The sequence below is a fragment of the Streptomyces sp. BRA346 genome, assembly GCF_052851135.1.
On the sequence record NZ_JAIWIH010000002.1, the window covers coordinates 209,093 to 234,984 of the forward strand.

At 72.3% G+C, this 25,892-nt stretch carries 19 protein-coding genes, 4 pseudogenes and 1 riboswitch; of the genes and pseudogenes, 14 read left to right on the forward strand and 9 right to left on the reverse strand.

Going from position 1 to position 25,892, the window contains the following annotated elements:
* Positions 1-8: 8 nt before the first annotated feature.
* A complete protein-coding gene (locus LCH29_RS02570) occupies positions 9-659 on the reverse strand; it encodes an ABC transporter permease (protein WP_446460020.1) in 651 nt (216 codons plus the stop codon).
* Between the two features lie 242 nt (positions 660-901).
* On the opposite strand from LCH29_RS02570, the pseudogene LCH29_RS02575 reads away from it, so the two are divergent.
* The 7 genes and pseudogenes from LCH29_RS02575 to LCH29_RS02605 all read left to right on the forward strand — a co-directional run.
* Positions 902-1,042, forward strand: a pseudogene (locus LCH29_RS02575) (DNA-binding response regulator); the annotation flags it as partial.
* Positions 1,043-1,102: 60 nt separating this feature from the next.
* Positions 1,103-2,809, forward strand: a complete 1,707-nt coding sequence (locus LCH29_RS02580) for an IlvD/Edd family dehydratase (RefSeq protein ID WP_446460021.1) — start codon at positions 1,103-1,105, stop codon at positions 2,807-2,809.
* A gap of 93 nt (positions 2,810-2,902) precedes the next feature.
* Positions 2,903-3,772, forward strand: a complete 870-nt coding sequence (locus LCH29_RS02585) for a triphosphoribosyl-dephospho-CoA synthase (protein ID WP_446460022.1) — start codon at positions 2,903-2,905, stop codon at positions 3,770-3,772.
* An 11-nt stretch (positions 3,773-3,783) separates the two neighbouring features.
* A riboswitch (TPP riboswitch) is annotated at positions 3,784-3,877 on the forward strand.
* A pseudogene (locus LCH29_RS02590) lies at positions 3,869-4,390 on the forward strand (cytosine permease); the annotation flags it as partial. It overlaps the preceding riboswitch by 9 nt.
* Positions 4,391-4,534: 144 nt before the next feature.
* Positions 4,535-6,160, forward strand: a complete 1,626-nt coding sequence (locus tag LCH29_RS02595; protein WP_446460023.1) for an APC family permease — start codon at positions 4,535-4,537, stop codon at positions 6,158-6,160.
* Positions 6,161-6,275: 115 nt separating this feature from the next.
* Positions 6,276-7,730 carry a serine hydrolase domain-containing protein gene (locus LCH29_RS02600; RefSeq protein ID WP_446460024.1) on the forward strand — a complete coding sequence of 485 codons (1,455 nt, stop codon included), beginning with the start codon at positions 6,276-6,278 and terminating at the stop codon, positions 7,728-7,730.
* A 72-nt stretch (positions 7,731-7,802) separates the two neighbouring features.
* Positions 7,803-8,873: pseudogene (locus LCH29_RS02605) on the forward strand (pectate lyase family protein); the annotation flags it as partial.
* A 382-nt stretch (positions 8,874-9,255) separates the two neighbouring features.
* Here the strand turns inward: LCH29_RS02605 and LCH29_RS02610 are convergent.
* A pseudogene (locus tag LCH29_RS02610) lies at positions 9,256-9,531 on the reverse strand (LLM class flavin-dependent oxidoreductase); the annotation flags it as partial.
* 558 nt (positions 9,532-10,089) lie between these two features.
* Between LCH29_RS02610 and LCH29_RS02615 the strand changes: the two are divergent.
* The 4 genes from LCH29_RS02615 to LCH29_RS02630 all read left to right on the forward strand — a co-directional run bounded on the left by LCH29_RS02615 (position 10,090) and on the right by LCH29_RS02630 (position 16,491).
* Positions 10,090-10,314: a hypothetical protein gene (locus LCH29_RS02615; RefSeq protein WP_009720215.1), complete on the forward strand. Its 225-nt coding sequence runs from the start codon at positions 10,090-10,092 to the stop codon at positions 10,312-10,314.
* Between the two features lie 141 nt (positions 10,315-10,455).
* Positions 10,456-11,265, forward strand: a complete 810-nt coding sequence (locus LCH29_RS02620) for an HlyD family efflux transporter periplasmic adaptor subunit (protein ID WP_446460025.1) — start codon at positions 10,456-10,458, stop codon at positions 11,263-11,265.
* Positions 11,262-13,610 (forward strand): NHLP family bacteriocin export ABC transporter peptidase/permease/ATPase subunit, encoded by a 2,349-nt coding sequence (locus LCH29_RS02625; protein ID WP_446460026.1) that lies wholly within the window; start codon positions 11,262-11,264, stop codon positions 13,608-13,610. The genes LCH29_RS02620 and LCH29_RS02625 overlap by 4 nt, the downstream gene beginning before the upstream one ends.
* Position 13,611: 1 nt before the next feature.
* Positions 13,612-16,491, forward strand: a complete 2,880-nt coding sequence (locus LCH29_RS02630; RefSeq protein WP_446460027.1) for an NHLP bacteriocin export ABC transporter permease/ATPase subunit — start codon at positions 13,612-13,614, stop codon at positions 16,489-16,491.
* Positions 16,492-16,500: 9 nt separating this feature from the next.
* Here the strand turns inward: LCH29_RS02630 and LCH29_RS02635 are convergent, their stop codons facing one another.
* Positions 16,501-16,743, reverse strand: coding sequence for a hypothetical protein (locus LCH29_RS02635; RefSeq protein ID WP_039942598.1), 243 nt, complete (start codon positions 16,741-16,743; stop codon positions 16,501-16,503).
* Positions 16,744-16,901: 158 nt separating this feature from the next.
* On the opposite strand from LCH29_RS02635, the gene LCH29_RS02640 reads away from it, so the two are divergent.
* On the forward strand, positions 16,902-18,080 hold the full coding sequence (locus tag LCH29_RS02640; protein WP_446460028.1) for a sensor histidine kinase: 1,179 nt from the start codon (positions 16,902-16,904) through the stop codon (positions 18,078-18,080).
* A gap of 79 nt (positions 18,081-18,159) precedes the next feature.
* Positions 18,160-18,753: a response regulator gene (locus LCH29_RS02645; RefSeq protein WP_446460282.1), complete on the forward strand. Its 594-nt coding sequence runs from the start codon at positions 18,160-18,162 to the stop codon at positions 18,751-18,753.
* Between the two features lie 12 nt (positions 18,754-18,765).
* On the opposite strand, the gene LCH29_RS02650 is transcribed toward LCH29_RS02645, so the two are convergent.
* Positions 18,766-19,581, reverse strand: coding sequence for an SAM-dependent methyltransferase (locus LCH29_RS02650; RefSeq protein WP_446460029.1), 816 nt, complete (start codon positions 19,579-19,581; stop codon positions 18,766-18,768).
* A gap of 46 nt (positions 19,582-19,627) precedes the next feature.
* The gene (locus LCH29_RS02655; RefSeq protein WP_446460030.1) at positions 19,628-20,503 is read right to left on the reverse strand and encodes a helix-turn-helix domain-containing protein; all 876 of its coding nucleotides are present in this window, start codon (positions 20,501-20,503) and stop codon (positions 19,628-19,630) included.
* A gap of 352 nt (positions 20,504-20,855) precedes the next feature.
* Here LCH29_RS02655 and LCH29_RS02660 point away from each other — a divergent pair, with 352 nt between their 5' ends.
* Positions 20,856-21,290, forward strand: coding sequence for a hypothetical protein (locus tag LCH29_RS02660; protein WP_446460031.1), 435 nt, complete (start codon positions 20,856-20,858; stop codon positions 21,288-21,290).
* On the opposite strand, the gene LCH29_RS02665 is transcribed toward LCH29_RS02660, so the two are convergent.
* The 4 genes from LCH29_RS02665 to LCH29_RS02680 all read right to left on the reverse strand — a co-directional run bounded on the left by LCH29_RS02665 (position 21,280) and on the right by LCH29_RS02680 (position 25,891).
* Positions 21,280-22,656 (reverse strand): ABC transporter substrate-binding protein, encoded by a 1,377-nt coding sequence (locus LCH29_RS02665; protein ID WP_446460032.1) that lies wholly within the window; start codon positions 22,654-22,656, stop codon positions 21,280-21,282. The two genes, LCH29_RS02660 and LCH29_RS02665, sit on opposite strands and share 11 nt — an antisense overlap.
* A gap of 83 nt (positions 22,657-22,739) precedes the next feature.
* Positions 22,740-24,017, reverse strand: a complete 1,278-nt coding sequence (locus LCH29_RS02670; protein ID WP_446460033.1) for a sugar ABC transporter permease — start codon at positions 24,015-24,017, stop codon at positions 22,740-22,742.
* Complete coding sequence (locus LCH29_RS02675; protein WP_446460034.1) at positions 24,008-24,787, reverse strand: ATP-binding cassette domain-containing protein; 780 nt, start codon at positions 24,785-24,787, stop codon at positions 24,008-24,010. Before LCH29_RS02675 ends, LCH29_RS02670 begins: the two co-directional genes overlap by 10 nt.
* Before the next feature lie 15 nt (positions 24,788-24,802).
* Positions 24,803-25,891: a sugar ABC transporter substrate-binding protein gene (locus LCH29_RS02680; RefSeq protein ID WP_446460035.1), complete on the reverse strand. Its 1,089-nt coding sequence runs from the start codon at positions 25,889-25,891 to the stop codon at positions 24,803-24,805.
* Position 25,892 lies beyond the last annotated feature (1 nt).

A 25,892-nucleotide genomic window follows, 5' to 3' on the forward strand; every position in this document is an offset into this window, starting at 1 on the left:
CCCGCCCGTCAGGCGCGGGAGAGCGCGTGCGCGGGCGGAACGCGCAGCGCCTGACGGGTCGGCAGCTCGACGGTGAGGAACGCGATGCCCGCCAACACGACCGCGACGACCGGCGCGAGCCACGGCGGACCCGCGGGCCACGGGCGGTGGAGGAAACCGGCGGACAGCAGCGCCAGGGGGACGACGGACAGCACCAGCCCGGTGGCCAGCGCCAGCCCGGAGATCAGCGCCGCCTCGCGGCGCATCATCGCCCGGATCTGGCGCGGTGTGGCGCCGATCAGCCGCAGCGCGGCGAGTTCGGTGCGCCGCTGGGTGGTGGTGGCGATCAGCTTGTTGGCGATCCCGAGCAGGAGGTAGCCGAGCAGCACGGCGAGCACCGCGACGTTGATCCACAGCTCGGGCGCGGTGCCGCCCACCCCGCCGGGCCGGGGTCCGGAACGGTCGTCGTCCAGGGCCAGGCCCGGCCGGTCCGCGGCCAGTGCGGCCACCCGGTGCCGGGCCTCCCCGGTGCCGTCGGTACGGATCAGCACGCTCTGGTCGAGGCCCGCCGTGGTGTGTCCGGTGGCCAGGTCCCTGGAGAGCACCACGGGCCCGAAGCCGAGGCCGCGCGCGTACGTGGCCACCACCCGGGCGGTGACCCGGGCGCCGTCGCCGAGCACCAGCTCCACCTCGCCGCCCCGGGTGCGCCGCGCGACCCGGCGGCATCGGTGGAGACGGCGACGGTGGCGCCCGTCAGCCTCGCCAGGCTGCCGTCGCGCACATCCAGGTCGAGGACGCCCCGCGCCTCCGGGGTCAGCACCAGCGCCCGGGAACGCGCCCGGCTGTCCCGGTGGGGCCCGGAAATCCTCGTCCCGGAGCCCGGTCCGCGGCGGCTGCGGGCCGCCGTCGCGGACCCCGTCGGCGGCTCGTGGTCACCGAAGGCGCCGTCCACAAGCACATCCGCAACATCTTCGCCAAGCTCGGACTGGCCCCCACCGACCGCACCGAGCGGCGCGTGGCCGCCGTGCTCCACTATCTGGACGAGGCCCGGCGCCGGGCCTGAAACCCACCCGGGGTGGGCAGCGTTCCCCCGCACGGTCGTCGAAGAGATCGGAAGGTTCGTATGAGTGGCACGCACCGGTCGCGGCAGTGGTACGAGGGTGACTCCCGCGACGCGTTCATCCACCGTGCCTGGATGCGGCGCGGCCTCCCCGACCACGCCTTCGACGGACGACCGCAGATCGTCATCTGCAACACCTGGTCCGAACTCACCCCCTGCAACAGCCACTTCCGCGAAATAGCCGACCATGTGAAACGGGGCGTGTGGGAGTCCGGCGGGGTGCCGCTGGAGCTTCCGGTGCCGTCGCTGGGGGAGACCCTGCTGCGACCGACCGCGATGTTCTTCCGCGACCTCGCCGCGATGGTGACCGAGGAACTCATCCGGGCCAACCCCGTCGACGGCGTGGTCCTGCTCGGCGGCTGCGACAAGACCGTACCGTCCCTGCTGCTGGGCGCCGCGTCGGTCGACCTGCCCACCCTGATGGTCACCGGCGGCCCCATGCTGAACGGCGCGTGGAAGGGCCGCCCGCTGGGCTGTGGCACCGGGGTGTGGGAGCTGAGCGAGGAGGTGCGGGCGGGCCGCATGGACCGCTCCGAGCTGCGCCGCGCCGAGTCGGCGATGATCCGCAGCCGGGGACACTGCAACACCATGGGCACGGCGTCCACCATGGCCTGTGCCGCCGAGGCGCTGGGCATGACCCTGCCCGGCAACGCGGGGCTCCCCGCCCCCGACAGCCGGCTGCTGGAGCTGTCCCACGCCGCGGGCAACCGCATCGTCGACATGGTGCGCGAGGACCTGCGGCCCAGCGCCGTCCTGACCGCGGAGGCGCTGCGGAACGCGGTGCGCGCGGTGGCCGCCATCGGCGGCTCCACCAACGCGGTCGTCCATCTGCTGGCCCTCGCCCGCCGGGTCGGGGCGGACTTCGGCCTGGACGACATCGACCGCGCGGGCCGCGGGATCCCCCTGCTCGCCGATGTGCAGCCCGCCGGATCCCACCTCATGGAGGACTTCCACCGCGCCGGTGGCCTGGACGCCGTCCTCGGGGAGATCAGGGACCACCTGGAACCGGCGCTCACCGTCTCCGGCCGCCCCCTCACCGAGCAGCTGTCCGGCCTGTCCAGTACCGACACCACCGTCATCCGCACCGCGGACGAGCCGATCGCCCACCGGGCCGGGCTCGCCGTGCTGCGCGGCAACCTCTGTCCCGACGGAGCCGTCATCAAGCCCGCCGCCGCGACACCGGAGCTGCTCAGCCACCGGGGCCGCGCCGTGGTGTTCGACGGGATCGAGGACTTCCGTACCCGGATCGACGACCCGGACCTGGACGTCGACGCGTCGGATGTGCTGGTCCTGCGCGGCTGCGGACCGCGCGGCTACCCCGGCATGCCCGAGGTGGGAAACATGCCCCTGCCGCCCGCGGTGCTCCGGGCCGGAGTGCGGGACATGGTGCGGATCAGCGACGCGCGGATGAGCGGAACCGCCTTCGGCACCGTCGTCCTGCACATCGCGCCCGAGTCGGCGGCGGGCGGCCCGCTCGGGCTGGTACGGACCGGCGACTGGATAGAGCTGGACGTCGAGCGGCGCCTGCTGAGGCTGGACGTCCCCGACGAGGAACTCGCCGCACGGCAACCGGTGACCGCCGCCGCGCCACCGGCCACCGGCGGATGGGAGCAGATCTACCGCGACCACGTCGAACAGGCCGACCGCGGCGCCGGACTGGACTTCCTCACCGGCACCCGCGGATCCTTCGTCGCCCGCGAATCGCACTGACGTGACGCCCACAGCGGGGGCGGACGTGACGCCCACAGCGGGGTCACAGGAACGACCCAGGCCCGGGAAAGGTTCGCCCCCTACTCTCCGGGCATGCCCACGACGCGCTCCACGGACGACGCACTGGCGCAGACCGCCGTACGAGCCCTGATCTCCCAGGCGGAGCTGACCCCCAAACCGGGCCTCGCGGACACCCGCGACCTCCAGGCCCGCGCCACCGGCACCGATCTGCTCGCCCTGCGCTGGTCGGCCAAGTCGCTGGCACCCGGGTTCGCGGCCATGGCCGCCGCCGCCCGGCGCCCCGGCGAGCCGACGCGTGCGCTCCGCGAGGAGCTGGGCGCCATCGGCCGCTGCGCCGAGTGGACCATGGCGCGGGCCGGTGGCGGCCCGGTCACCGGCCGTCTGCACCACGGGGCGCTGTGGGTGCTGGGGCTGCTGGTGGCGGCCGCCGCCCTGGAACCCGGCGCCGCCCCCGGGGATCTGACCGCCACCGCCCGGCAGCTCGCCGCCCACGCCGACCGTGGCGCCCCGCGCAAGGCCTCGGCGGGCTCGCAGGTGTCCGCCACTTACGGGGCGGCGGGCGCGCGCGGTGAGGCGCGGGCCGCGTTCCCGCACGTACGCCGCGCCCTGGACGCCCTGTCCGCGGCGCGGACCGCGGGCGCCACCGAGACACAGGCCCGGCTCGACGCGCTGCTCACCGTGATGAGCACACTCCAGGACACCGGGCCGCTGTACCAGGCGGGGCCGCCCGCCCTGCGGCGGGTGCAGGACGGGGCGCGCGGTGTGTTGGAGGCGGGCGGCGCCGCGACGGAGCGGGGCGCCGACGCCCTCGCCGCCCTCGACGCCGAGCTGCGCGCCCAGGGCATCGCGCCCCGGGGGAGTGCCGCGCTGCTGGCCGGGGCGCTGTTCCTGGACGCGCTCCCGGCCCGGGCCCGCCCCCGGGGCCACGGGGCGAAGGGTTAGCCTGAGGTCGCTCCACCGACACGGGGTGCCCCGCACGGGGCTGAGATCACACCCGTCGAACCTGAACCAGTTAGCACTGGCGGAGGGATGTCATCGATGCCGATGCCGCATGCTGCCACCGACCCGGCGACCACCGGCGCGGAATCCGTCTTCGACGGGCGGATGCCCACCGCGCCCGGCGATCTGCGCGTCGAGGCGCGCGGTATCGCGCCGGTTCCGGAAAACCACCGCTACGGCGGGCCGGGGCGCCTGTTCACCGTGTGGTTCGCCCCGAACCTGACCATGACCGGCGTGTTCACCGGCACCGTCGGCATCTCCCTCGGCCTGGACTTCGCCACCGCGCTGGCCGCCGTCGTCCTGGGCACCCTCATCGGTGCCGTGCGCACCGCGTACCTGGGCGCCTGGGGCAGTCTGACCGGCGCTGGGCAGCTGCCCCTCGCGCGGCTGGCGTTCGGCCGGGCCGTCACCGTGCCCGGCGTCCTCCAGTGGCTGTCGTCCGTCGCCTGGGACGCCCTCATCGGCCTGTTCGGCGGTGACGCGCTGGCCCGGCTGTGCGGGCTGCCGTACCTCGCGTACTACGCCGCCTTCCTCGCGGCGCTCCTCGTCTACGGCCCGCTCAGGATGCGCCGCCGTACGACCCGGTGAGACACGGGCGTTTTCGCCCGTATCCGCACGTCACACGGCATCCGGCGACCGCGCTCCGCGGCGGGCGTGGCACCCTGGGCTCCTGTTGAATCCCGCACCCCCGAGGAGACGTGCCACGTGCCGCAGAACCAGCCAGCGGAGTCCATCGCCGCCCCGGCGGTGCTCGCCGAGGAACGCAGACTCCACAAGGACCTCGGCTTCTGGGGCCTGACCGCGATCGGGTTCTCCAACATCCTCGGCTCCGGCTGGCTGTTCGCGGCCCTGTACGCCGCCCAGACCGCCGGGCCCGCCGCGCTGCTGTCCTGGATCGCGGCGGGTGTGCTGTGCGCCCTGATCGCCCTGGTGATGGTGGAGCTGGGCGCCACCCGCCCGGAGGGCGGCGGCACCGTGCGGTGGCCGCTGTACGCGAGCGGGCGGCTGGTCGGCACGATGGTCGGCTGGTCCGTCGTGCTGTCCGTCGGCGGTACGGCCGCGGAAATCAGCGCGATCATGCAGTACGCCGCGCACTATCTGCCGGGGCTCTACGACAGCGGCCGCCTCACCCTCCCGGGACTCGGCGTGGCCGTCGCGCTGAGCGTCGTGCTCACCGCGCTGAACTGGTTCGCCGTGCGGATATTCGCCCGGCTCAACAACCTGGTGTCGGTGTTCAAGGTCGTCGTCCCCGTGGTCACCGTGATCGCCCTGTTCCTGTCGGGCACCCACTCCGGGCGCCTCACCGAACACGGCGGTTTCGCACCGTACGGCTACGCGGCCTGCCTCACCGCCCTCGCCGGCGGCGGCATCGTGTACTCCGTCAACGGGTTCCAGGCGCCGCTGGACTTCTCCGGCGAGGCCCGCAATCCGCGCCGTTCCGTCCCGGCCGCGGTGCTCACCGGCATCGGCCTCGCCGTGCTGGTCTACCTCGGGCTCCAGCTCGCGTTCCTGTACACGGTGCCGGACTCCGCGCTGGGCGACGGCTGGCAGGGCGTCAACTTCGAGTCGCCCTTCGGTCAGCTCGCCCTCATCCTCAATCTGCACTGGCTGGCCACGCTGCTGTACGCGGACGCCGTGATCTCCCCGGGCGGCTCCGCCTACGTGGGCGTGGCGATCAACGCCCGGCACACCTACGCCCTCGCCAAGAACGGGCTGCTGCCCCGCTTCTTCATGCGCATCGACCCCGCGTCCGGCATGGCGCACCGCGCGCTGCTGCTCAACCTCGCGGTCATCGTCGTCTTCATGCTGCCGTTCGGCGGCTGGCAGGACATCGTGAGCGTGATGGGCGACATGTATCTGCTCATCTACGCGGCCTCGGCGGTGGCCGTCGCGGTGTTCCGGGCGCACGACCGGGAGCGGGGAGTGCCCCGGGCGGAAGGGCAGGTGCCGGGGGTGCGCTGGATCGCACCGCTCAGCTTCGTCGTGGCCAGCGAGTTCGTGTTCTGGTCCGGCTGGGACGACCTGCGGCTCGCGCTGCCCCTCGTCCTGGTCGGCGTCCCGCTCTTCCTGCTCCAGCGGCGCGGCACCGAAAACGGACTCCCCGCGCTCGGCGAGCTGCGGCACGGTGCCTGGCTGGTGTCCCACCTCGCCGCGCTGACGCTGCTGTCGTGGCTCGGCACCTTCGGCGGTTCCGGCCGTCTTCCGGCGCCGTACGACACGATCGCGGTGGGCGCTCTCGCGTTCGGCGTGTTCGGGTGGGCGGTGCGCTCGGGCGCCGCGCACCTCAGGACGGGCGCCGCGGACGCGCCGCCGGCGGCCCAGGCGGTGTGAGCACCTGCCGCCGCAGGCACAGCCGGAAATCCCCTGGCGCGGCGCTGCTCCTTCACCGATGATCGAAAGCCCACCGGCCGTGTACGACCCACCGCATACGGAGGATTGAGACGCGATGAGTGCTCGGAGTGCGCGACCCCTCCCCGAGAGCACACCCGCAGCGAAGGGGGTGGACGCGCGCGGTGTCGGCGCGTTCCTCGACGCGCTGGAGGCGGCGCCCGGCATCGAGCCGCACAGCCTGATGATCGTGCGCCACGGGCAGGTGGTCGCCTCCGGCTGGTGGGCGCCGTACACCCCGGACCGGCCGCATCTGCTCTACTCCATCAGCAAGAGCTTCACGGCGACGGCGGCCGGATTCGCGGTGGCCGAGGGGCTGATGAGCCTCGACGACACGGTGCTGTCCTACTTCCCCGAGTTCGACGCCGACATCACCGACCCCCGCAGCCGGGCCATGCTCGTCCGGCACGTCGCGTCCATGGCCAGCGGCCATCTGACCGAGACCCGGGAGCAGGCGTTCGCCCGCGACCCGGCCGAGCCCGTCCGCGGTTTCCTGCTGACCCCGCCCGACCGCGACCCCGGTACCGTCTTCGCCTACAACCAGCCCGCCACGTACAGCCTCGCCGCGATCGTCCAGCGCGTGACCGGGCAGTCGCTCACGGACTATCTGCGGCCGCGGCTGTTCGACCCGCTGGGGATCGAGGAGACGGCCTGGCTCCAGCGTCCGCCCGGCCGTGACCTCGGTTTCAGCGGCATGTTCGCCACCACGGACGCCCTCGCCCGGCTGGGCCTGCTGTATCTGGGCGACGGGGTCTGGGAGGGCCGCCAACTGCTGCCCGCCTCCTGGGTGGCCGAGGCGACCCGGGTGCACATCACCAACGACGACGGCACGGGCACCAAGCCCGACTGGCAGCAGGGATACGGGTTCCAGTTCTGGCGGTCCCGCCACGGCTACCGGGGCGACGGGGCGTACGGGCAGTTCTGCCTGGTGCTGCCCGAACACGACGCGGTGGTCGCCATGACCGCGGACACCGAGGGGATGCAGGCGGTGCTGGACCTCGTATGGCGGCATCTGCTCCCGGCGTTCGGCCCCGCGCCCCTCGACGGCCGCGAGGACGACGACGCGGCCCTGCGGCGGCGGCTCGACGGCCTCCAACTTCCGCCGACGTACGAGAAGTTCGCGGCGGTGGACCACGGAGCGGCCACGACCTTCACCCCGGCCGGTGGCCTCTGCGCGGACCAGCCCGCGCTGGCGGAGGTGACCGTCGCCGCCGACGGCGACGGTGGGTGGACCCTCTCCCTGGCGGAGGGCGCGTCGAGGCTCGATGTGCGGCTCGACGCCTCGGGGTGGACCGTTCGGGAGGGCACGGACCAGCGGGTCCCGACGGCGGCGAACGGCGGCTGGACCGACCCGGACACCTTCGTGGCCGACATCGGGTTCCTGGAGACCCCGCACCACCTCGACGTGACCTGTTCGCGGGCCGACCGGACCTTCACCGCGCGCTGGCGCACGACGCCGCTGCACCCGGCGCCGCTGCCCGCGATGGGAGTCCCCCGCCGCGCCCAGGGGTGAACCCGGCAACCATTGCCCGCTCGGCGGCGACTGTCGCACGGACGATTCCCCCGAGCTGAGGATGGTGTGGTCATGGCGGCCCAGTGGCGGCGCATACGAGGAAACGGCGGGCGCGGAGCGGGCGCGGTGGTGTGGGCGGTGCCGCTGGCCGTGGCCCTGACGGTCGGTCTCGCCCCCCAGGGGCCCGGCTCTCCGGCGGACACGAGCCCGGCGGACACGAGCCCGGTGGCCGCGGTCTGGGCCGATGGTGTCGCCGACGGGTTCGCGTCGGTCAACGCGCTCGGCCAGAACGGCACGTACGGGGGTCGTGACGGCAAGACCGTGACGGTGCGCACCCTGGCCGACCTGGAGAAGTACGCGACGGCTGCCGAGCCGTACGTCATCGTGGTGGCCGGGGCGATCACCATGGATCCCAAGGGCAAGGAGATCAAGGTCGCTTCGGACAAGACGATCGTGGGCCGGGGGACCGCGGGCGAGATCGTCGGCGGCGGCTTCTTCCTCGGGCAGGGCGTGCACAACGTCATCATCCGCAACCTGACGATCCGCGACTCGTACATGGGCACGTGGAACGACAAGGACCACGACTTCGACGCCATCCAGATGGACGGCGCCCACCATGTGTGGATCGATCACAACGACCTGAAGCACATGGCCGACGGCCTGATCGACAGCCGCAAGGACACGACGTACCTCACGGTCTCCTGGAACCGGCTGCAAACGCACAACAAGACGTTCGGCATCGGCTGGACGGAGAACACCACGGCCGACATCACCATCCACCACAACTGGTTCCGGGAGACGGAGCAGCGCAACCCGTCCACCGACAACGTCGCGCACGCGCACCTGTACAACAACTACCTCCAGGACGCCCCGGGGACGGACATCACCTCCTCCTACGGCAACTACTCGCGCGGCAACACCAAGATGGTGCTGGAGAACAGCTACTTCGAGGGGATGAAGAACCCCGTCATCAAGGACGCCACCGCCTCGATCGTCCGGCGGGGCAACACGTTCGTGGGCACCAGCGGCCGCAACGAGAGCGGGGGCACCGCCTTCGACCCGAAGACGTACTACCCCTACACCCTCGACGCCGCCGCCAAGGTGCCGTCGGTGGTGAAGTCCGGTTCCGGACCCGGCGGCACCCCGGCGCGGTAGCGGGCCGCGGCCCACGAAGAGCGTCAGCCCCGGCGGGCCGGGCCCGTGGACTTCCTGTTCGCAGTGCACCTCGGCCGCGTACGCCGTCCTCCTGCTCGGGATGGGCGGCGAGGGGTGGCACCAGACGGTGCCGGACCGGGTCCTGCTCACCCTGCTGGGCGGGGTGCTCGCGATGCTGGCGTACGTGGCGTTCCCGGCCTGGGAGACACCGCGGATGCTGGACCGGCTCGCGGACTGGCTGGCCGCGAGCGGCCGGTACGCGGCGGCGGTGGTCCGCGGCTACGCCGAGCCCGGCGAGCTGCCCGCCACGGACGTACGGCGCACCCTGCTCGCCGACCGTACGGCACACGCCACGTGGAACGAGGCCCTCGACCGGGTCCCGCTGTGCCACCAGGGCGACCCCGGTCCCCAGCAGCAGCCGTGTGGTGACCGCGGCGATGGTGCTCAGCGTGACGAAGGGGTCGAGGGTGCGGTAGTAGATCTCCGGCAGCTCGCCACCGCCCGGGTAGGGCGAGCGGCGTTCCACCGGGATGTGGCTGTGCTCGGCGATGAAGAGTGAGTCGAACCCCCGCTCGTCGAGGGCGCGCCCCAGGGCGGCGGGCCCGATGCCCTGGTCGGTCACGAAGGTCGATACACCAATCTTCACGGCGACTCCTCGGTCGGCGACTCCACGGTTCGGCATGCGTGTAGGCACAAGGGTGCTCGGCGGATACCCCCGGGACCGCTCATCACACGTGGCGGATCGACGAGCCGCCGACGGTCGTGAAATGCGACCGGAGGTCGACAGGTCTTCAAGTGATCGGCACATCCATTCCACAGAAGTCGCGTGTAGCGCATGTCGTCGGCGCCCCGCGGTCACGGGGTGCGGCGGCTGCGCCCGGGAATGCGCGGATTTCCACACGGAGGCGGAGGGCGGTGCCGCGCGAGTGGTGACGCTCGTGTGCAGAGGTGGTGCCGGTGACGTGGGCACGTGTGCACGCCATGTGATCGGAAACTTGGCGGAATGCGTAGTTCCGAATGCGTCTCGATTCGATGGAGGCCAGCCCACGTGGTTACATCCTTCCGCGCCGAGACGTTCCCGGGAACCCGGTTTCCGGGAAGCGCGGGAACGTGCCGCGGTTGGCCGACGTGAGCCGAATGCCATTCGGCAACTACCGGCCGTTACAAGCTCATTTCGAGATATGTATCCAAGGGAGACGCAGTAATGAACAACGCACCCAAGGTCGCGACCCAGGAGATCTCCGACGCTGAGCTGGACAACGTGGCCGGCGGTCTCGGCGCTGTGGGCGACGCCCTGGGCACCGTGCAGTCCGTCACCGGTCCCGTCACCGGCCCGGTCACCGGCGCCGTGGGCACCGTCACCGGCACCGTCGACGGCGCGACCGGCCTGAACACCTCCGGCATCGTCGGCACGGTCGCGGGTCTCTGAGACCACCGCGTCCACCCCATGCCCCGGGCCTGTCTGGCCCGGGGCATGCGCGGTCCCCGGCACCCGTCGTACGGGCCGCCCGGGGCCGCACACCCGACCCGTTCCCACGCGTCCCCTCCGGCCGGTTGAGGAAAGACTCCCGTGCAGTTCCGCCAGCAGGCCCTTTCCAAGCTCCAGTCGGCAGACGACATCGACCTGCCGGTCCGCTACGCCCGCCCCCAGGGCTGGCTCGCGCTGACGGTCACCCTCGTCGCCATGGCCGCGGCCGCCGTCTGGGCCGTCACCGGAACCGTGGGGGACACCCTGGGCGCCTCCGGCATCCTCACCCACGGCCAGGGCAGCTATGTCCTCCAGAGCCCGGTCAGGGGACAGGTCACCGCCGTGCTCGCCGAGGAGGGCAGCACGGTGCGGGCGGGCGCACCGCTGGTGAAGGTCCGTAACCCCGGCGGAGGAACCACGGTCGTGCGCGCCCTCGCCGCCGGCCGGCTCACCACCGTGTCCGTCTCGATCGGCTCCGTCCTCGACACCGGCGCCGACGTGGCCTCCGTGGAGCGCGTCCGCAATTCCCGCGACCCGCTGACCGCGACCCTGTACGTACCGGCGGACCGGGCGGCATCGGTGCCCGCGGGCGCCACGGTCGACCTCGATGTGCAGTCGGCGCCCTCCGGGACGTACGGCGTGCTGCGCGGCCATGTCCAGGCGGTCGGCCGGACCGCCCAGTCGCGCCAGCAGATCGGCTCCTTCCTCGGCAGCGCACAGCTCGGCGAGGAGTTCTCGAAGGACGGCCCACCGGTCGCGGTGGCGGTACGCCTCGACCGTTCCTCCGCTACCCGCTCCGGCTACCGCTGGTCCTCGCCGAAGGGCCCGCCGTTCGCCCTCGGCTCCATGACCCTGGCCTCCGGCACCATCCACCTGGCCGACCGTCACCCCGTCGATTGGCTGCTCCCGTGACCGCGACGAACCCGACGAATCCGCCGAACGGGGCTGACGCGACGACCCCGGCGGACGCCACGCACGAGAGCGGCGGACCGCCCCGCCCCGCACCCGCCGGGACCAGCGGACGCCGCCGCCCCGAACCGGCCCGTGGACGGCGGCGCGCCCCGCGGCGCGGGAGCGGGCCGAAGAAGACCGGGCGGCGGACCGTACGCACCCCCACCGTGCTCCAGATGGAGGCGCTGGAGTGCGGCGCCGCGTCGCTCGCCATGGTGCTGGCCCACTACGGACGCCACGTACCGCTGGAGGAGCTGCGGATCGCCTGCGGCGTCTCCCGCGACGGGTCGCGCGCCAGCAACGTGCTGAAGGCCGCCCGCAGTTACGGGCTGCGCGCCAAGGGCATGCAGATGGAGCCGGAGGCGCTGGCCGAGGTCCAGGCCCCGGCGATCCTGTTCTGGGAGTTCAACCACTACGTCGTCTACGACGGCATGGGACGGCGGTTCGGCAAGCGCGGCGTCCACATCAACGACCCCGACAAGGGGCGCCGCTTCGTCTCCGCCGAGGAGTTCGGATCGAGCTTCACCGGGATCTGCCTGGTCTTCGAGCCCGACGACTCCTTCCGCCGCGGCGGACGGAAGCCCGGCATCCTGAACGCCCTGCCCGCGCGGCTGCGCGGCACCGGCGGCACCCTGCTGGCCTCGCTGCTGGCCAGCCTGCTGCTGGTGGCGGTGGGCGCGGCGGTGCCCGCGCTCAGCCGCACCTTCATCGACACCTTCATCGTCGGCGGCCAGACGTCGATGCTGCCGCCGCTGTTCGCGTCCATGGCCGTGGCGGTGGTGCTGACCGCGGTGCTGACCGGCGTCCAGCAGGCGAACCTGCTGCGTGGACGCATCATCTCCTCCACCCTCGGCAGCGCCCGGTTCCTGCGCCATCTGCTGCGGCTGCCCGTCACGTTCTTCGCCCAGCGCAGCCCCGCCGACCTGGTGCAGCGCCTGCGGTCCAACGACACCGTCGCCGAAACCCTCGCCCGCGACCTGGCCGCGGCGGCGGTCGACGGGATCGTGGTGGTGCTGTACGCCCTGCTGCTGTGGACGTACGACCCGCAGCTCACCCTGGTGGGCGTCGGGCTCGCGCTGCTCAACGTGGTCGCGATGCGCATCGTGATACGGCTGCGCGCCACCCGCACCCAGAAGCTGCGCGCCGACACTGCGCGGCTGACCACCACCGCGTACACCGGGCTCCAGCTCATCGAGACCATGAAGGCCACCGGCGGCGAGAGCGGCTACTTCCGCCGCTGGGCCGGTCAGCACGCCATCACGCTGGAGGAACAGCAGCGCCTCGGCGTGCCGAGCGCGGTCCTGGGCGTCGTGGCGCCCACTCTCGCCACCCTCAACAGCGCGCTCATCCTGTGGATCGGCGGGCTGCGGGCCGTCGAGGGCCATCTGTCGGTCGGGCTGCTGGTGGCCTTCCAGGCGCTGGTCACCCGCTTCACCGCGCCCATCACCCGGCTCAACGGGGTGGCCGGGCGCATCCAGGACTTCTCCGCGGACGTGGCCCGGCTGGGGGACGTGGAGCGCTTCCCCGCGGACACCCTCCACACCCGCGACGAGGGGCAGCCGGACGCCGACGGCGCCCGCCGCCTCACCGGCCACGTGACCCTGGAGGACATCACCTTCGGCTACAACCCGCTGGACGAACCGCTGCTGCGCGGCTTCTCGCTGTCCGTCGGCCCCGGCCGCCAAGTGGCGCTGGTCGGCGGCTCCGGCAGCGGCAAGTCCACCGTGTCCCGGCTGGTCTCCGGCCTCTACAGCCCGTGGGAGGGGGCCATCCGCATCGACGGCCAGCGGCTGGAGGACATCCCCCGCGGGCGGCTCGCCGCCTCGGTGTCCTTCGTCGACCAGGACGTCTTCCTGTTCGAGGGGACGGTGCGGGACAACGTGGCGCTGTGGGACCCGTCGATCCCGGACGAAGCGGTGGTGGCCGCCCTGCGGGACGCCGCCCTCTACGACGACGTCATCGCCCGCCGCCCCGGCGGGATCCACTGCCGGGTCGAGCAGGACGGCCGCAACTTCTCGGGCGGACAGCGGCAGCGGCTGGAGATCGCCCGGGCCCTGGTCCGGCGCCCCAGCGTGCTGGTCCTGGACGAGGTGACCAGCGCCCTGGACGCGCAGACCGAACAGACCGTCATGGACAGCCTGCGCCGCCGCGGTTGCGCGTGCGTGGTGATCGCCCACCGGCTCAGCACCGTCCGGGACAGCGACGAGATCCTCGTCCTGGACCGCGGGACGGTCGTGGAACGCGGACGGCACGAGGACCTCGCGGTCGCCGGAGGCCCGTACGCCGAGCTGATGAAGGAGCACTGACATGGCGTCCGTACACCCGCCCGCGGCCGTGGACGCCGACGGCGGCGACGCGGTGGTGCGGGCGCTGGGCGCCCTCGGCACGCCGGTCGACGGCGCCGGGCTGCGCAGCCTGCCGCTGGAGGGCCCGCAGGTGCTCTGGCTCGTCGCCGCGGGCGCCATGGACCTCTTCGCGGTCGACGCCGCCGAGGCGGGGCAGTGGCACTTCCTCGGCCGCCTGGAGGCGGGCGCCGCGCTCCCCGGGCCCGTCGAGGGCCCGCGCCACACCCTGCTGGGGCGGCCCTCGCAGGACTGCGCGCTGCGCCGCATCCCGCTGCGCGAGCTGTACCGGCCGGAGCGGTACGACGCGTACGGCACCCCGTACGACACCACGTACGGGACCGAGGGCGCGTACGCGGACGAGGGCGGGTTCCACGAAGCCCCGACGCCACTGGAACACGCCGTGGCCCTCGGCATCAGCCGCAGCCTCGGCGTGCTGTTCCAGGCACCGCTGGACGGGGGAATGCCACCCGGCGAGGAGGCGGCAGACGAGGATCTGCTGTGGCTCCCGGTGCCGCCCGGCAGCGTGTGCTACGGCGCCGAGTACAGCGCCCAGGCCGCCGGAGACCTGCTGATCGACGGCGCGCTGTGGCAGCGGATGGTCAACCAGCAGTACCGGCTGGGCACCGCAGTCGACCGCTGGATCGACGCCCTGGAACGGGCCCACGCCGACCGGACGGCCGCCGGTATCCGGGCCGGTGAGGCCGTGCGCTCGCGCGCCGATGAGGCGCTCATCGCGTCCATCGGAGGCCCGCGGCGCTCTCCCGGGGCCGCGGACGACAGCACCGACGACGCCGTGCACGCGGTGTGCCGGGCGGTGGCGGACGCCACCGGGATCACCCTCCCCGAACCGACCAAGGGCCCCGCCCCCGACGACCGTACGGACCCCGTGGAGCGCATCGCGGCCCACGCGCGCATCCGCACCCGCGCCGTCCGGCTGGATGGCCGCTGGTGGCGAGAGGACGCCGGACCGCTGGTGGGCTACCGCGCCCTGTCCGGGGCGCCGGTGGCGCTGCTGTGGCGGCGCGGCCGGTACGAGGCCGTCAACCCGGCCTCGGGCCTGCGGATACGCATCGGCCGCGGCACCGCGGAGGAGTTCGAGCCGCGCGCCGTGATGTTCTACCGCCCGCTGCCCGAGCGGCCGATGACGATGTGGCGGCTGCTGCGCTTCACGGCCCGCGGCGCCGCGCCGGACCTGCGCAGCCTGTTCGCCGCCGGTCTTGTGACGGTGGCGCTGGGCGCGCTGGTGCCGATCGCCACCGGTCAGGTGCTCGGCGGGTTCGTCCCCCGCGCCGAGAAGAGCCCCATCGTCCAGATCGCCCTGGCGCTGATCGTCTCCAGTGTCGTCGCCGCGTCCTTCCTGCTGGTCCAGAACCTGACCCTGCTGCGGCTGGAGGGACGGCTGGAGAGCACGCTCCAGCCCGCCGTCTGGGACCGGCTGCTGCGGCTGCCCACCACGTTCTTCGCGGAGCGCTCCACCGGCGAACTCGCCAGCGCGGCCATGGGCATCAGCACCATGCGCCGGGTGCTGTCCGGCACCGCCCCCGTGGTGCTCCAAGCGGGCACCGTCGGGGCGATGAACCTCGCCCTGCTGCTGTTCTTCAGCGTGCCGCTCGCGCTCGCCGTGATGGGCATGCTGCTCGTCGTGTGCGGCATCTTCTTCGCCATGGGCCTGTGGCAGGTGCGCTGGCAGCGACGGCTGGTGGAGACCGAGAACAAGCTCAACAACCAGGCGTACCAGACCCTGCGCGGACTGCCCAAGCTGCGCGTCGCCGCGGCCGAGAACTACGCCTACGCGGCCTGGGCCCGCGGCTTCGCCCGCTCCCGCGACCTGCACCAGCGCACCGGGCGCATCAAGAACCTCACCCAGGTCCTCGACGCCGTCTACCTTCCGCTGTGCTCGCTGGTGGTGTTCCTGCTGCTGGCCGGTCCGGCGCGGGGCAGCATGTCGGCGGGCGGCTTCCTGACGTTCAACACCTCCGTCACCATGCTGCTGACCTCCCTCACCCAGCTCACCAACTCGCTGGTCTCGGTGGTCGCCGTGCTGCCCATGTTCGAGGAGGTCAAGCCGATCCTGGACGAGCCGCCCGAGGTGCGCGGCGGCAGCGCCCAGCCCGGCCCCCTCTCCGGCGCCCTCCAGGCCAGAAACCTCACCTTCCGGTACGGCACCGACGGGCCGCTGGTCCTCGACGACGTGTCCCTGGAGATCCGGCCGGGCGAGTTCGTGGCCGTCGTCGGCCCCAGTGGCTGCGGCAAGTCCACGCTGCTGCGGCTCCTCATCGGCTTCGAGCGGCCGGTGTCCGGCAGTGTGCTCTACGACGGCCAGGACCTGACCGCCCTCGACCAGGCCGCCGTGCGCCGCCAGTGCGGTGTGGTGCTCCAGAACGCGCAGCCGCTGGGCGGCACCGTGCTCGACTGCATCCGTGGCGCCGAGCCGTTCACCCCCGAGGAGGCCATGGCGGCCGCCGAACTCGCGGGCCTGGCCGAGGACATCCGCCAGATGCCCATGGGACTCCACACGATGATCTCCGGCAGTGGCGCCATCTCGGGCGGCCAGCGCCAGCGCCTGATGATCGCCCAGGCGCTCATCCGCCGCCCGCGCATCCTCTTCTTCGACGAGGCCACCAGCGCCCTCGACAACGAGACCCAGCGCATCGTCATCGACAGCACCCGCCGCCTCAACGCGAGCCGACTGGTGATCGCCCACCGGCTGTCGACCGTCATGGACGCCGACCGCGTGCTCGTCATGGAGGAGGGCCGGGTCGTCGAACAGGGCGCCCCGGCCGAGCTGATGGCCAGGCAGGGCGGAAAACTGCACGAGTTGGTGCGGCGCCAGCTGACGTAGGTGCGGTCGTCAGCCCCGGCCGCGCCGGAAGACCGCGTCACCGGCCGCGCCCACGATGAGCCCGAGGACGACCATCACGATGTACGCGTAGATCTCGTAGCCACCGGGGGCGAGGAACCGCACGAACCCCAGGACGCGGATCTTCACGCCGAGCCATTCGTACAGCAGGCCGCTGCCACCGCCGACGACGAGGACGAAGCAGAGCAGATCGGTCACGGCCGCGAGGGGCGGTTTGGAGGAAGTCGAGGTCATGTCCCGACCGTAGGAGCGCGCCCGGTGGCACGGGATCGGGCCGAGGTCGGCCGGGCGGTGACCGAAGTCGGCCATACGCCGCCCCGGCGTCGTACTTAAGTATGCGGCCGCCGCACGGAGGCCCGTTCCCCGGCCGGGGCCGCGTACATTGCCGGGATATGCGCCGTATCCACCGCACCCGCCGGGACTGGGCCGCCGACCTGGGGCTGTTCCTCTTCGCCGCCTGCTTCGCCGTCTTCAGCTCGCCGTCCATACCGGTCCCGGACGATATGAGCCCCGCGTGGCGGGCCGCAGAACAGGCGGCCGGCGGGCTGGGATGCGCGGCGCTGCTGCTGCGGCGCAGGTGGCCCGTAGCGCTGGCGGTGGTGCTGCTGCTGGCGGGCGGCCAGCTGTCGCACTACATGACCGGCCCCGCGATGGTGGCGGTGTTCACGGTGGCCGCCACCCGGCCCTGGCGCGCCACGGCCTGGGTGGCGGCCGTGGCCTTCGCCCCGCTCCCCGTGTTCCTGGCGGAGCTGCCGGAGCTTCCCGAGGACCGGGCGAGCTCCGCCGTGACGTACTTCGCGCTCCTGGCCGGGACCATCGGCTGGGGGCTGTTCCGGCGGTCCCGTCGGCAGCTCATCGCCTCGCTGCGGGAACGCGCCGAACTGGCCGAGGCAGACGCGGAGTTGCGCGCCGAACAGGCCCGGCGGGAGGCGCGGGAGGAAATCGCCCGCGAGATGCACGACGCGCTCGGCCACCGGCTGACGCTGCTGAGCGTGCACGCCGGGGCGCTGGAGTTCCACACGAGCGCGCCCCGCGCCGAGATCGCACGGGCCGCCGCGGTGATCCGGGAGAGCGCCGGTCTGGCCTTGAGCGATCTGCGCGAAGTGATCGGGGTGCTGCGCGCCGGTCCCGAGGACGAGCGGCCCCAGCCCCAACTGGCCGACCTGGAAAGGCTGGTGACCGAGGCGCGCGCGGCGGGCGGCCGGGTCGAGCTGACCGGGCCGCCGGACGGACCGGCGCCACCCCCGGTGGTGGGGCGCACCGCGTACCGCATCGTGCAGGAGTGCCTGACCAACGCGCGCAAGCACGCGCCCGGCGCGACCGTCACGATACGGGTGGCCGGGACCCCGGAGGACCGGCTGACGGTCGAGGTCCACAACACCCCGCCACCCGGCCCCGCCCCGGACTTCCGCGGCGGCGCGGGCGGCGGACAGGGGCTGGTCGGGCTCGCGGAACGGGCCCGGCTGGCGGGCGGCGAGCTGACCGCCGGACCCGACGCTGGCGGCTTCCGGGTGCGCGCCTGGCTACCCTGGCCCGCGGCGGACACCGTGGCCGCCGCCAATCAGGGGTGACGGAGGAAAGGGGGACGCTCTGGTGATCCGCGTCCTGCTCGTCGACGACGACGCGATCGTACGGGCCGGGCTGCGCCTGATGCTGGGCGGCGCCCCGGACCTCGAGATCGTGTCGGAGGCCGCCGACGGGGCCGAGGTGCCCGCGCTGGTCGACCGTCACGGGCCCGACCTGGTGCTGATGGACATCCGGATGCCGGGCGTCGACGGGCTGACGGCCACCCGGACCCTGCGGGCCCGGCCCGGCGCCCCGGAGGTCCTGGTGCTGACCACCTTCCACACCGACGCCCATGTGCTGCGGGCGCTGCGCGCCGGAGCGGCCGGATTCCTCCTCAAGGACACCCCGCCGCAGGACATCGTCACCGCCATCCGGACCGTGGCCGCCGGGGACCCGGTGCTCTCACCCGCCGTCACCCGCCGCCTCATCGAGCAGGTGACGGGTGACGGCGGGCAGGAGGCCCGGGCGGCCACCGCCCGGGCCCGGCTGGCGCTCCTGGGCGAGCGCGAGCGCGAGGTGGCCCGGGCGGTCGGACGCGGGTGCTCCAACGCGGAGATCGCACGCGAACTGCACCTCGCGCTGCCGACGGTGAAAGCCCATGTGTCGCGGATCCTCACCCGGCTCGACCTCAACAACCGCGTCCAGATCGCGCTGCTCGTCCACGACGCCGAGGGCTGAATCGGCTGCCCCCTACGGCTTGCGGGCCACCGCCCCGTACATCGCGATGTCCTCGTCCTTGATCCCCTCGCCGCTCCTGGCGTCCGGATGCCACTTGTGCACCTGGGCGACACCGGGCGCGACCAGGTCGAGCCCGTCGAAGAACCGCGCGGCCTCGGCCTCGGTGCGCAGCCGCATCGGCATGTCCCGCGCCGCGTACTCGCGGGCCACGCGGCCCACTTCCTCCGGCGCGAAGTCGGCGGTGCCGACGGACATCGCCAGATAACTGCCCGAGGGCAGCGGCTCCAGCAGGCGGTTGACGATGCCGTACGCGTCGTCCTCGTCGAGCACGAAGTGGACGATCGCGATCACCGTCAGGGCGACCGGTTTGCCGAGGTCCAGGGTGTCGCGCAGCTCCGGTGCGCTCAGGATCGCGGCGGGGTCGCGCATGTCCGCCTCGACGTACGTGGTCTTCCCCTCGGGCGTGCTGGACAGCAGGCCCTGGGACAGGGTGAGGACGATGGGGTCGTTGTCCACGTACACGACCCGGGAGTCCGGGGCGACCGCCTGGGCGATCTCATGCAGGTTGGGGGAGGTGGGGATGCCGGTTCCGATGTCGAGGAACTGCCGGATGCCCGCCTCCTCCGCCAGAAAGCGCACGGCCCGGTTCATGAAGTCCCGGTTGGCCCGCATGTGGATCGGCAGCGCCGGCCACTCCCGGGCCATGGCGTCGCCCGCCTCCTTGTCGGCGGGGTAGTAGTCCTTGCCACCGATGATGTAGTCGTAGATCCGCGCCGAATGTGCGTTCTCGGTGTCAATCCGTTCGGCCGGCCATCCGTTGTCGCGCAACGCCCGCCCCTCCCATCAGATCGTCGGTCAACTGTCCAGGCCCACGTCACAGCTCCTTGCGGATCTCGCCGAGCAGGGCCTCGGTCTTCTGGGCGGGCGCCGACTGGGCGCTCACCCGGTCCAGTGCCTCGCGGTACACCACCACGTCGTCCGTCTTGTCCAGGTAGACCGCCCCGATCAGCCCGCCCAGGTAGACGATGTCAGGCAACTCGGAGGCCCGGAACCGGAAGACATGGAACGCGCCCGCCGTCATCGCCGGATGCGGGCCGTTGCCGAACGGCATGATCTGGAGGGTCACATGCGGCAGCGCGTTCACCGCGATGAGGTGGTCGATCTGGGCGCGCATCACGGCCGCGCCCCCGACCGGCCACCGCAGCACGGTCTCGTCCATCACGACCCACAGCCGGGGCGGGGACTCGCGGGACAGCAACTCCTGGCGCCGCATGCGCAGGGCGATCCGGCGCTCGGTGGCCTCGGCGGGAACGTGCGGATTGCCCGCGCTCAGCAGGGCGCGGGCGTAGTCCTCGGTCTGGAGCAGGCCGTGGACGAACTGCGGCTCGTACGCGCGGATCTGGAGCGCCGCCTGTTCCAGGCTCAGATACGCGGCGAACCAGTCCGGCATCACATCGCGGTAGACGTGCCACCAGCCGCGCTTGTTGGCCTCGCGCACCGATTTCAGAAAGGTGTCGATCTCGTGCTGGTCCGTGACGCCGTACGTCTGGAGCAGCTTCTCCACGTCCGCGAGCCGTAGCCGGGCGACCTTCGCGGCTTCCATCCTGCGGATCGTCGAATGGCTGACGCCGATCGCCGCGCCCGCCTCGTCGTAGCTGAGCCCGGTCCGGGTCCGCAGCTCCTCCAGCTGCTTGCCGAGGATCATGCGGAGGACGGAGGGAGCGCCGCCCCATGCGGATTCCGCCGCCACTCCCTGCCTCCTCACACCGCGTTCCACGGTTGCAGTCTGTCATGATCAACCGCTGCTGACGCACCTGCATCCAACGACTTGCAAATTTCAAGTTACCTCTTGCAACTCGTTCATAGCAGATGACACAGTGGACATGCCGTCACCGACTGTGTGACTCCGCGGCAGTTGGCCCGCGGTGCCGGGGGAAACGTCGGATGGGCCGGACCGATCCGCGGCCCGGCGACGGCGGAACGTTCGCGTGTGTACGTCGGTAGGCACCGGGCAGTGCAGGACCGGCGCTGCCCACAGTGCGCAGGCAGACGAAAGGCGACCGATCGTGGTTCCCCCCACCCTCCCCCTGCCTTCGGCTCACATGCCGCGGAAGAAGTCCCCGCATGCCGCGAGCGGCCCGCCCGGGCTGCCGCGTGGCGCGCGCCGTGGACGGCTGGCGCTCCCCGCGGGGCTGTCCGCCGGGCTGGGCTACGACGCGGTCGGGATGTCCGCGGACCACGGGAAGCGGGTCATGGACCGGCTGCCCCGCGTCGGCTGTGTCTTCGCCTGCGATGAGCACTGGTGGTGGATCGTGCCCGCCGGATCGCACATCGGGCTGGTGTGGCCCGCCGTCACCAGTTATGCGGTCGGGGCGTACGTGGGGCCGCCGAGCGGTCCGCGCGCCGCCAGGGCGTCCCGCGCCCCCCGCCTCATCCACCGACCCGAGGGCGACTCCCCGTACACGCCGCCGATTCCGCTGTACTTCATGGCCTGCCACATCGCCGGTGTCATGCCGTGCTGGTCGGTCACGGAGTAGGTCCCCGGCCTCCGGTGCGGTAGTCCGCCACCGCGTCCTGGGCGAGCTTCTGGGAGATCTGGAGCGCCGCGCGCACCGACTTCTTTCCGGCGATGGCCGCGCTGATCTGAGCGGACACCTTGGTGCCGAGATCGGCGAACTGCGGGATGCCGACGAACGAGATGCCCTGGTAGGGGCGCGGGCCGACGCCCGGGTTCTTGGGGTCGGCGGAGTTCTTCACCGACGCGTACTCCTGCCGGTACCAAGCGGCCGCCGCGCGCTGGTAGTTGGGGTTGGAGTAGAGCGACTGCCGGCTGCCCGCCGGGGCCTCGTTCCAGCCGAGCGTGTCGCCGATCTGCTCCTGGTACTGCTTGGAGGAGGCCCAGGAGATGAACTTCCAGGCGGCGTCCTTCTTCTTGGAGGCGTTCTCGATGCCCCAGGCCCAGGTCCACAGCCAGCCCGCCCTGCGGGTGTTTTCGTGCGGGGCGGGTGCGTAGCCGACCTTGCCCTTGACCGTGGAGCCGTCGGCCTCGATCGACGTGGCGAGCGAGCTGGCGTCGTACATCATGGCGCACTTGCCCTGGCTGAAGTCGGCGAGGATTTCGAGGACTCCGCTGCGCGCGGCGTTGGGCTCGCCGTACTTGCGCACCAGGCCGACATAGAACTGAATGGCCTTGGTGAACTCCGGCGAGGTGAGCTTGGCGTTCCACTGCATGTCGTACCAGGTGCCGCCGAAGGTGTTGACCACGGTGTTGATGGGGGCGAGGTTCTGTCCCCAGCCGGGCAGGCCGCGCAGGCAGATGCCGCTCGCGCCGTCGGTGCCGTCGATCTTCGCCGCCAGCGAGGCGACCTGCTTCCAGGTCGGATCGCGCGGCATGGTCAGCCCGGTCTTGCGGAAGAGGTCCTTGCGGTACATCAGGAAGGATCCCTCGCCGTAGAAGGGCTCGGCGTAGATCTTGCCGTCGCGGCCGGTCACGGCCGTGTTCAGGCTGGGGAAGATGTCCTTCTGGTCGAAGGCCTTGTCCGCCTTCGCGTAGGAATCCAGCGGGGCGAGCCAGTGGTTCCTGGAGTAGATCGGCACCTCGTACGCGCTCACGCTCGCCACGTCGTACGTCCCGTCCTGCCGAGCGAACTCCCTGTTCATCCGCTCCCTCGCCTCGTTCTCCGGAAGCAGGGTGTAGTCGACGGTGATGCCGGTCCGCGAGGTGAAGTACTTCTTCGTGTACTGCTTCAGGGTCACCATCTGCGGATTTTTGACGGCGAGCACGCGGATGCTCTCCTTCCCCTCTCGGGAGGACCGCACGCCGGTGCCCTGGCAGCCGGAGACCACCAGAGCCGCGGCGAGCGCGGCCGCGGTGGCCGCGCGGATGAGGAGAAGACGTTTCATCGCACTCCGATGGTCATGGTGAGCGCATCGGATCCTTTCGGAACATCTGGCCAGATGTCCGGCTTGCCCGGAAATAGGAAGCTCTAGTGCAGCATAGCGTCACGCCCGGACCGTGACGAACGTCGGGTGGGGACGCGCGCCCGCGCGGCTCGCCGGGTGAGCGAGTCCGCTGCCACGGCGGCCAGCAGCACCCCGCCGGTGACCATGAACTGCACGGCGTCCTGGATGCCCAGCAGCGCCATGCCCGAGGCGATCGACTGGATGACCAGCGCACCGAGCAGCGCCGACCAGGCCGAGCCGCGCCCGCCGAACATGCTGGTGCCGCCGATGACCGCCGCGGCCACCGCGTTGATCAGCAGCATCCCGGAGCCCGCCGCGCGGGCCGTCGTGGGGCTCGCCGAGGTCAGCCCCGAGGCCACGAACAGACCGCCGACCGCCGCCAGCGTCCCCGACACCATGAACATCGCGATCCGCACCCGCGCCACATCCACCCCGGCCCGGCGGGCCGCCTCGACCCCGCCGCCCACCGCGAACACCTTCCGCCCCGAGCGGGTGCGGCGCAGCAGCAGGTCCGAGCCGACGACGACGGCCAGGAAGATCAGCAGGGCGAGCGGCACGCCCTGGAACCGGAGGAGCACATGGGCGGTGGCGAACGTGAGCACCGCCAGGACACCCGTGCGCACCCCGATCTCCGCCAGCGGCCGGTACGGCATCCCGGCGTCCCGGCGCCGCCGCCGTGATCGCTGCGCGGCCAGGAAGTACCCGGCCGTGCCGCCCGCGGCCAGACCGTACGCGATGATGCCGCCACTGAAGTAGAGGCTGGTCAGCGCGGCCACCAGACCGCCCTCATCGATGTTGATCGTGCCGCTCGCGCCCAGCAGGTAGAGGGTCAGCCCGTTCCAGGCCAGCAGCCCCGCGAGCGTCACCACGAACGCGGGCACCCCGACCCGGGCGAAGAAGAACCCGTGCACGGCGCCCACGGCCGTACCCGCGACCACCGCCACGACGATGGCGAGCCACTCCGGCATGCCGAGGTACACGTTCAGCACGGCGAACGCGGCGCCCGCCAGCCCGCTGACCGAGCCCACCGACAGGTCGATCTCGCCGATCAGCAGCACGAACACGATGCCCACCGCGACCAGGCCGGTGGCGGCGATGTCCACGCTGAGGTCGGACAGGTTGCGCGGCGAGAGGAAGTTGGCGTTCAGGCCCTGGAAGACCAGCCAGATCACGACGAGACCGAGGATCACCAGCAGCGGACCGCGCTCACCGACCCGCAGCCCGCGCCGGGCCGCCTCGCCGCCGCGCAGCCGGTGCCGCACCGCGTCGGCGTACCCCCGGATGTTCTGTCCTACGGCCATGCCCCCTCCTCATCCGTCGTGCGGTGGGCCACGGCGTTGTCGGCGGCGCCCGTGATCGAGGAGATGATGCGCTCCTGGGTGGTGGTGGGCACCTCGAAGAGCCCGTTGTTGCGGCCCAGTCGCAGCACCGCCACCCGGTCCGCCACGGCCTTGACGTCCCCCATGTTGTGGCTGATGAGGAGCACCCCGAGACCGCGGTCGCGCAGCTCCTCGATGAGGTCCAGGAGCTGGCTGGTCTGCTCGACGCCCAGGGAGGCGGTGGGCTCGTCGAGCAGCAGGACCTTGGGCGCGCCCAGCAGCGAGCGGGAGATCGCGACGGCCTGCCGCTGGCCGCCGGAGAGGAGGGCCACCGGCGCCCGCACATCGGGGATGCGGATGGACAGCGTGTGCATCAGCTCGCGGGCGCGCCGCTCCATCTCCACCTCGTCGAGGATCCCGGCGCGGTGCACCTCGCGGCCGAGGAAGAGATTGCCGACGACATCGAGGCTCTCGCACATCGCGAGGTCCTGGTACACGGCCGCGATGCCCAGGGCCTGCGCGTCGTGCGGCCGCTTGATCTGGACGGTGTGGCCCTCCCACTCGATGACGCCCTGATCGGCGGGGCCCACCCCGGCGATCACCTTGACCAGGGTGGACTTGCCGGCGCCGTTGTCGCCCACCAGGGCGACCACCTCACCGGCCCGGATCTGGAGGTCGACATCGACCAGCGCCTGGACGCCGCCGAAGCGCTTGGAGACGCCGCGCAGCGTCAGCAGGGGAGGGGCGGCCACGGAAAATCACCTCCGTCAACGGGTGAGACCGGCCTTGTCACAGGCGGGCCGCAGCTTGGGCGTGCAGATGTCCTCGACCGTGTACACACCGTCCTTGATCAGGGTCTTCTTGATGTTGGCGACCGTCACGGCGACCGGGGTGAGCAGGGAGGCCGGGATGTTCTCGGTGGTGGTGTTGTCGACCGTCGTCCGGGCGATGTGGCGCAGGCTCTGGCCCCGCCCCAGGGCGACGGCCATGGCGGCGACGGCGTGCGCCTCGGCCTTGAAGGGCTTGTAGACCGTCATGTACTGGTCGCCGCTGACGATGCGCTGCACGGCGTCGAGGTCGGCGTCCTGACCGGTGACCGGCGGCACCGGCCTGACCCGCGCGGACTTCAGCGCCGAGATGGCGCCGGAGGCGATGCTGTCGTTGGCTGCCAGGACACCGCCGATCCGGTGCGAGCCCAGCGCGGTGATGGCGGCCTGCATGTCGGCGTACGCGTTGTCCGGCCGGTACTCGATCACGTGGTACGACTTGCCGATCCGCACCTTGTCCTTGAGGACGGACATCGCGCCCTTCTCGAACCAGACGGCGTTGGGGCTGCTCGGATCGCCGTTCATCATGACGATCTGGCGCCCGTCGCCCTTGGCCCGCATGGCGTCCAGGAGAGCCCTGGCCTGGAGCCTGCCGACCTGTCCGCCGTTGAACGAGGCATAGCCCGAGATCGGCCCCTCGGCCAGCCGGTCGTAGGCGATGACGGGGATGCCCGCCTTGTGTGCCGCCTGCACCGAGGAACGCAGCGCCTTGGCGTCGACGGCGTCGAGGATCACCGCCCCCACCCCTCGGGTGATCATGGAGTGCATCTGCCGCTGCTGGCTCGCCACGTCGTCCCCGGCGTTGGCGTGGTCCACGGTGCAGCCCGGGCACAGCTCCTTCACCCGCTTCTCGATCATCGGCCGGTCGGCCTTCTCGAACCGGGTGATCTGCTGGCTCGGCAGCAGCAGGCCGACCGTGAAGGCGTTCCCGTCCTGTGCCCCGCCGTTGTTTCCGCAGCTCGCCAGGGACACGGCCAGCAGCCCCGCGGCCACGGCGGCGACGGCGCTGCGCGTGCGGGACGTCCTCATG

Coding starts and splice junctions, on each gene's coding strand:
- LCH29_RS02630 (WP_446460027.1), top strand. CDS start 13,612: ATGGCGTCCGTACACCCGCCCGCGGCCGTGGACGCCGACGGCGGCGAC.
- LCH29_RS02680 (WP_446460035.1), bottom strand. CDS start 25,891: ATGAGGACGTCCCGCACGCGCAGCGCCGTCGCCGCCGTGGCCGCGGGG.
- LCH29_RS02660 (WP_446460031.1), top strand. CDS start 20,856: ATGCCGCGGAAGAAGTCCCCGCATGCCGCGAGCGGCCCGCCCGGGCTG.
- LCH29_RS02615 (WP_009720215.1), top strand. CDS start 10,090: ATGAACAACGCACCCAAGGTCGCGACCCAGGAGATCTCCGACGCTGAG.
- LCH29_RS02585 (WP_446460022.1), top strand. CDS start 2,903: ATGCCCACGACGCGCTCCACGGACGACGCACTGGCGCAGACCGCCGTA.
- LCH29_RS02645 (WP_446460282.1), top strand. CDS start 18,160: ATGCTGGGCGGCGCCCCGGACCTCGAGATCGTGTCGGAGGCCGCCGAC.
- LCH29_RS02640 (WP_446460028.1), top strand. CDS start 16,902: ATGCGCCGTATCCACCGCACCCGCCGGGACTGGGCCGCCGACCTGGGG.
- LCH29_RS02670 (WP_446460033.1), bottom strand. CDS start 24,017: ATGGCCGTAGGACAGAACATCCGGGGGTACGCCGACGCGGTGCGGCAC.
- LCH29_RS02665 (WP_446460032.1), bottom strand. CDS start 22,656: ATGAAACGTCTTCTCCTCATCCGCGCGGCCACCGCGGCCGCGCTCGCC.
- LCH29_RS02580 (WP_446460021.1), top strand. CDS start 1,103: ATGAGTGGCACGCACCGGTCGCGGCAGTGGTACGAGGGTGACTCCCGC.
- LCH29_RS02600 (WP_446460024.1), top strand. CDS start 6,276: ATGAGTGCTCGGAGTGCGCGACCCCTCCCCGAGAGCACACCCGCAGCG.
- LCH29_RS02635 (WP_039942598.1), bottom strand. CDS start 16,743: ATGACCTCGACTTCCTCCAAACCGCCCCTCGCGGCCGTGACCGATCTG.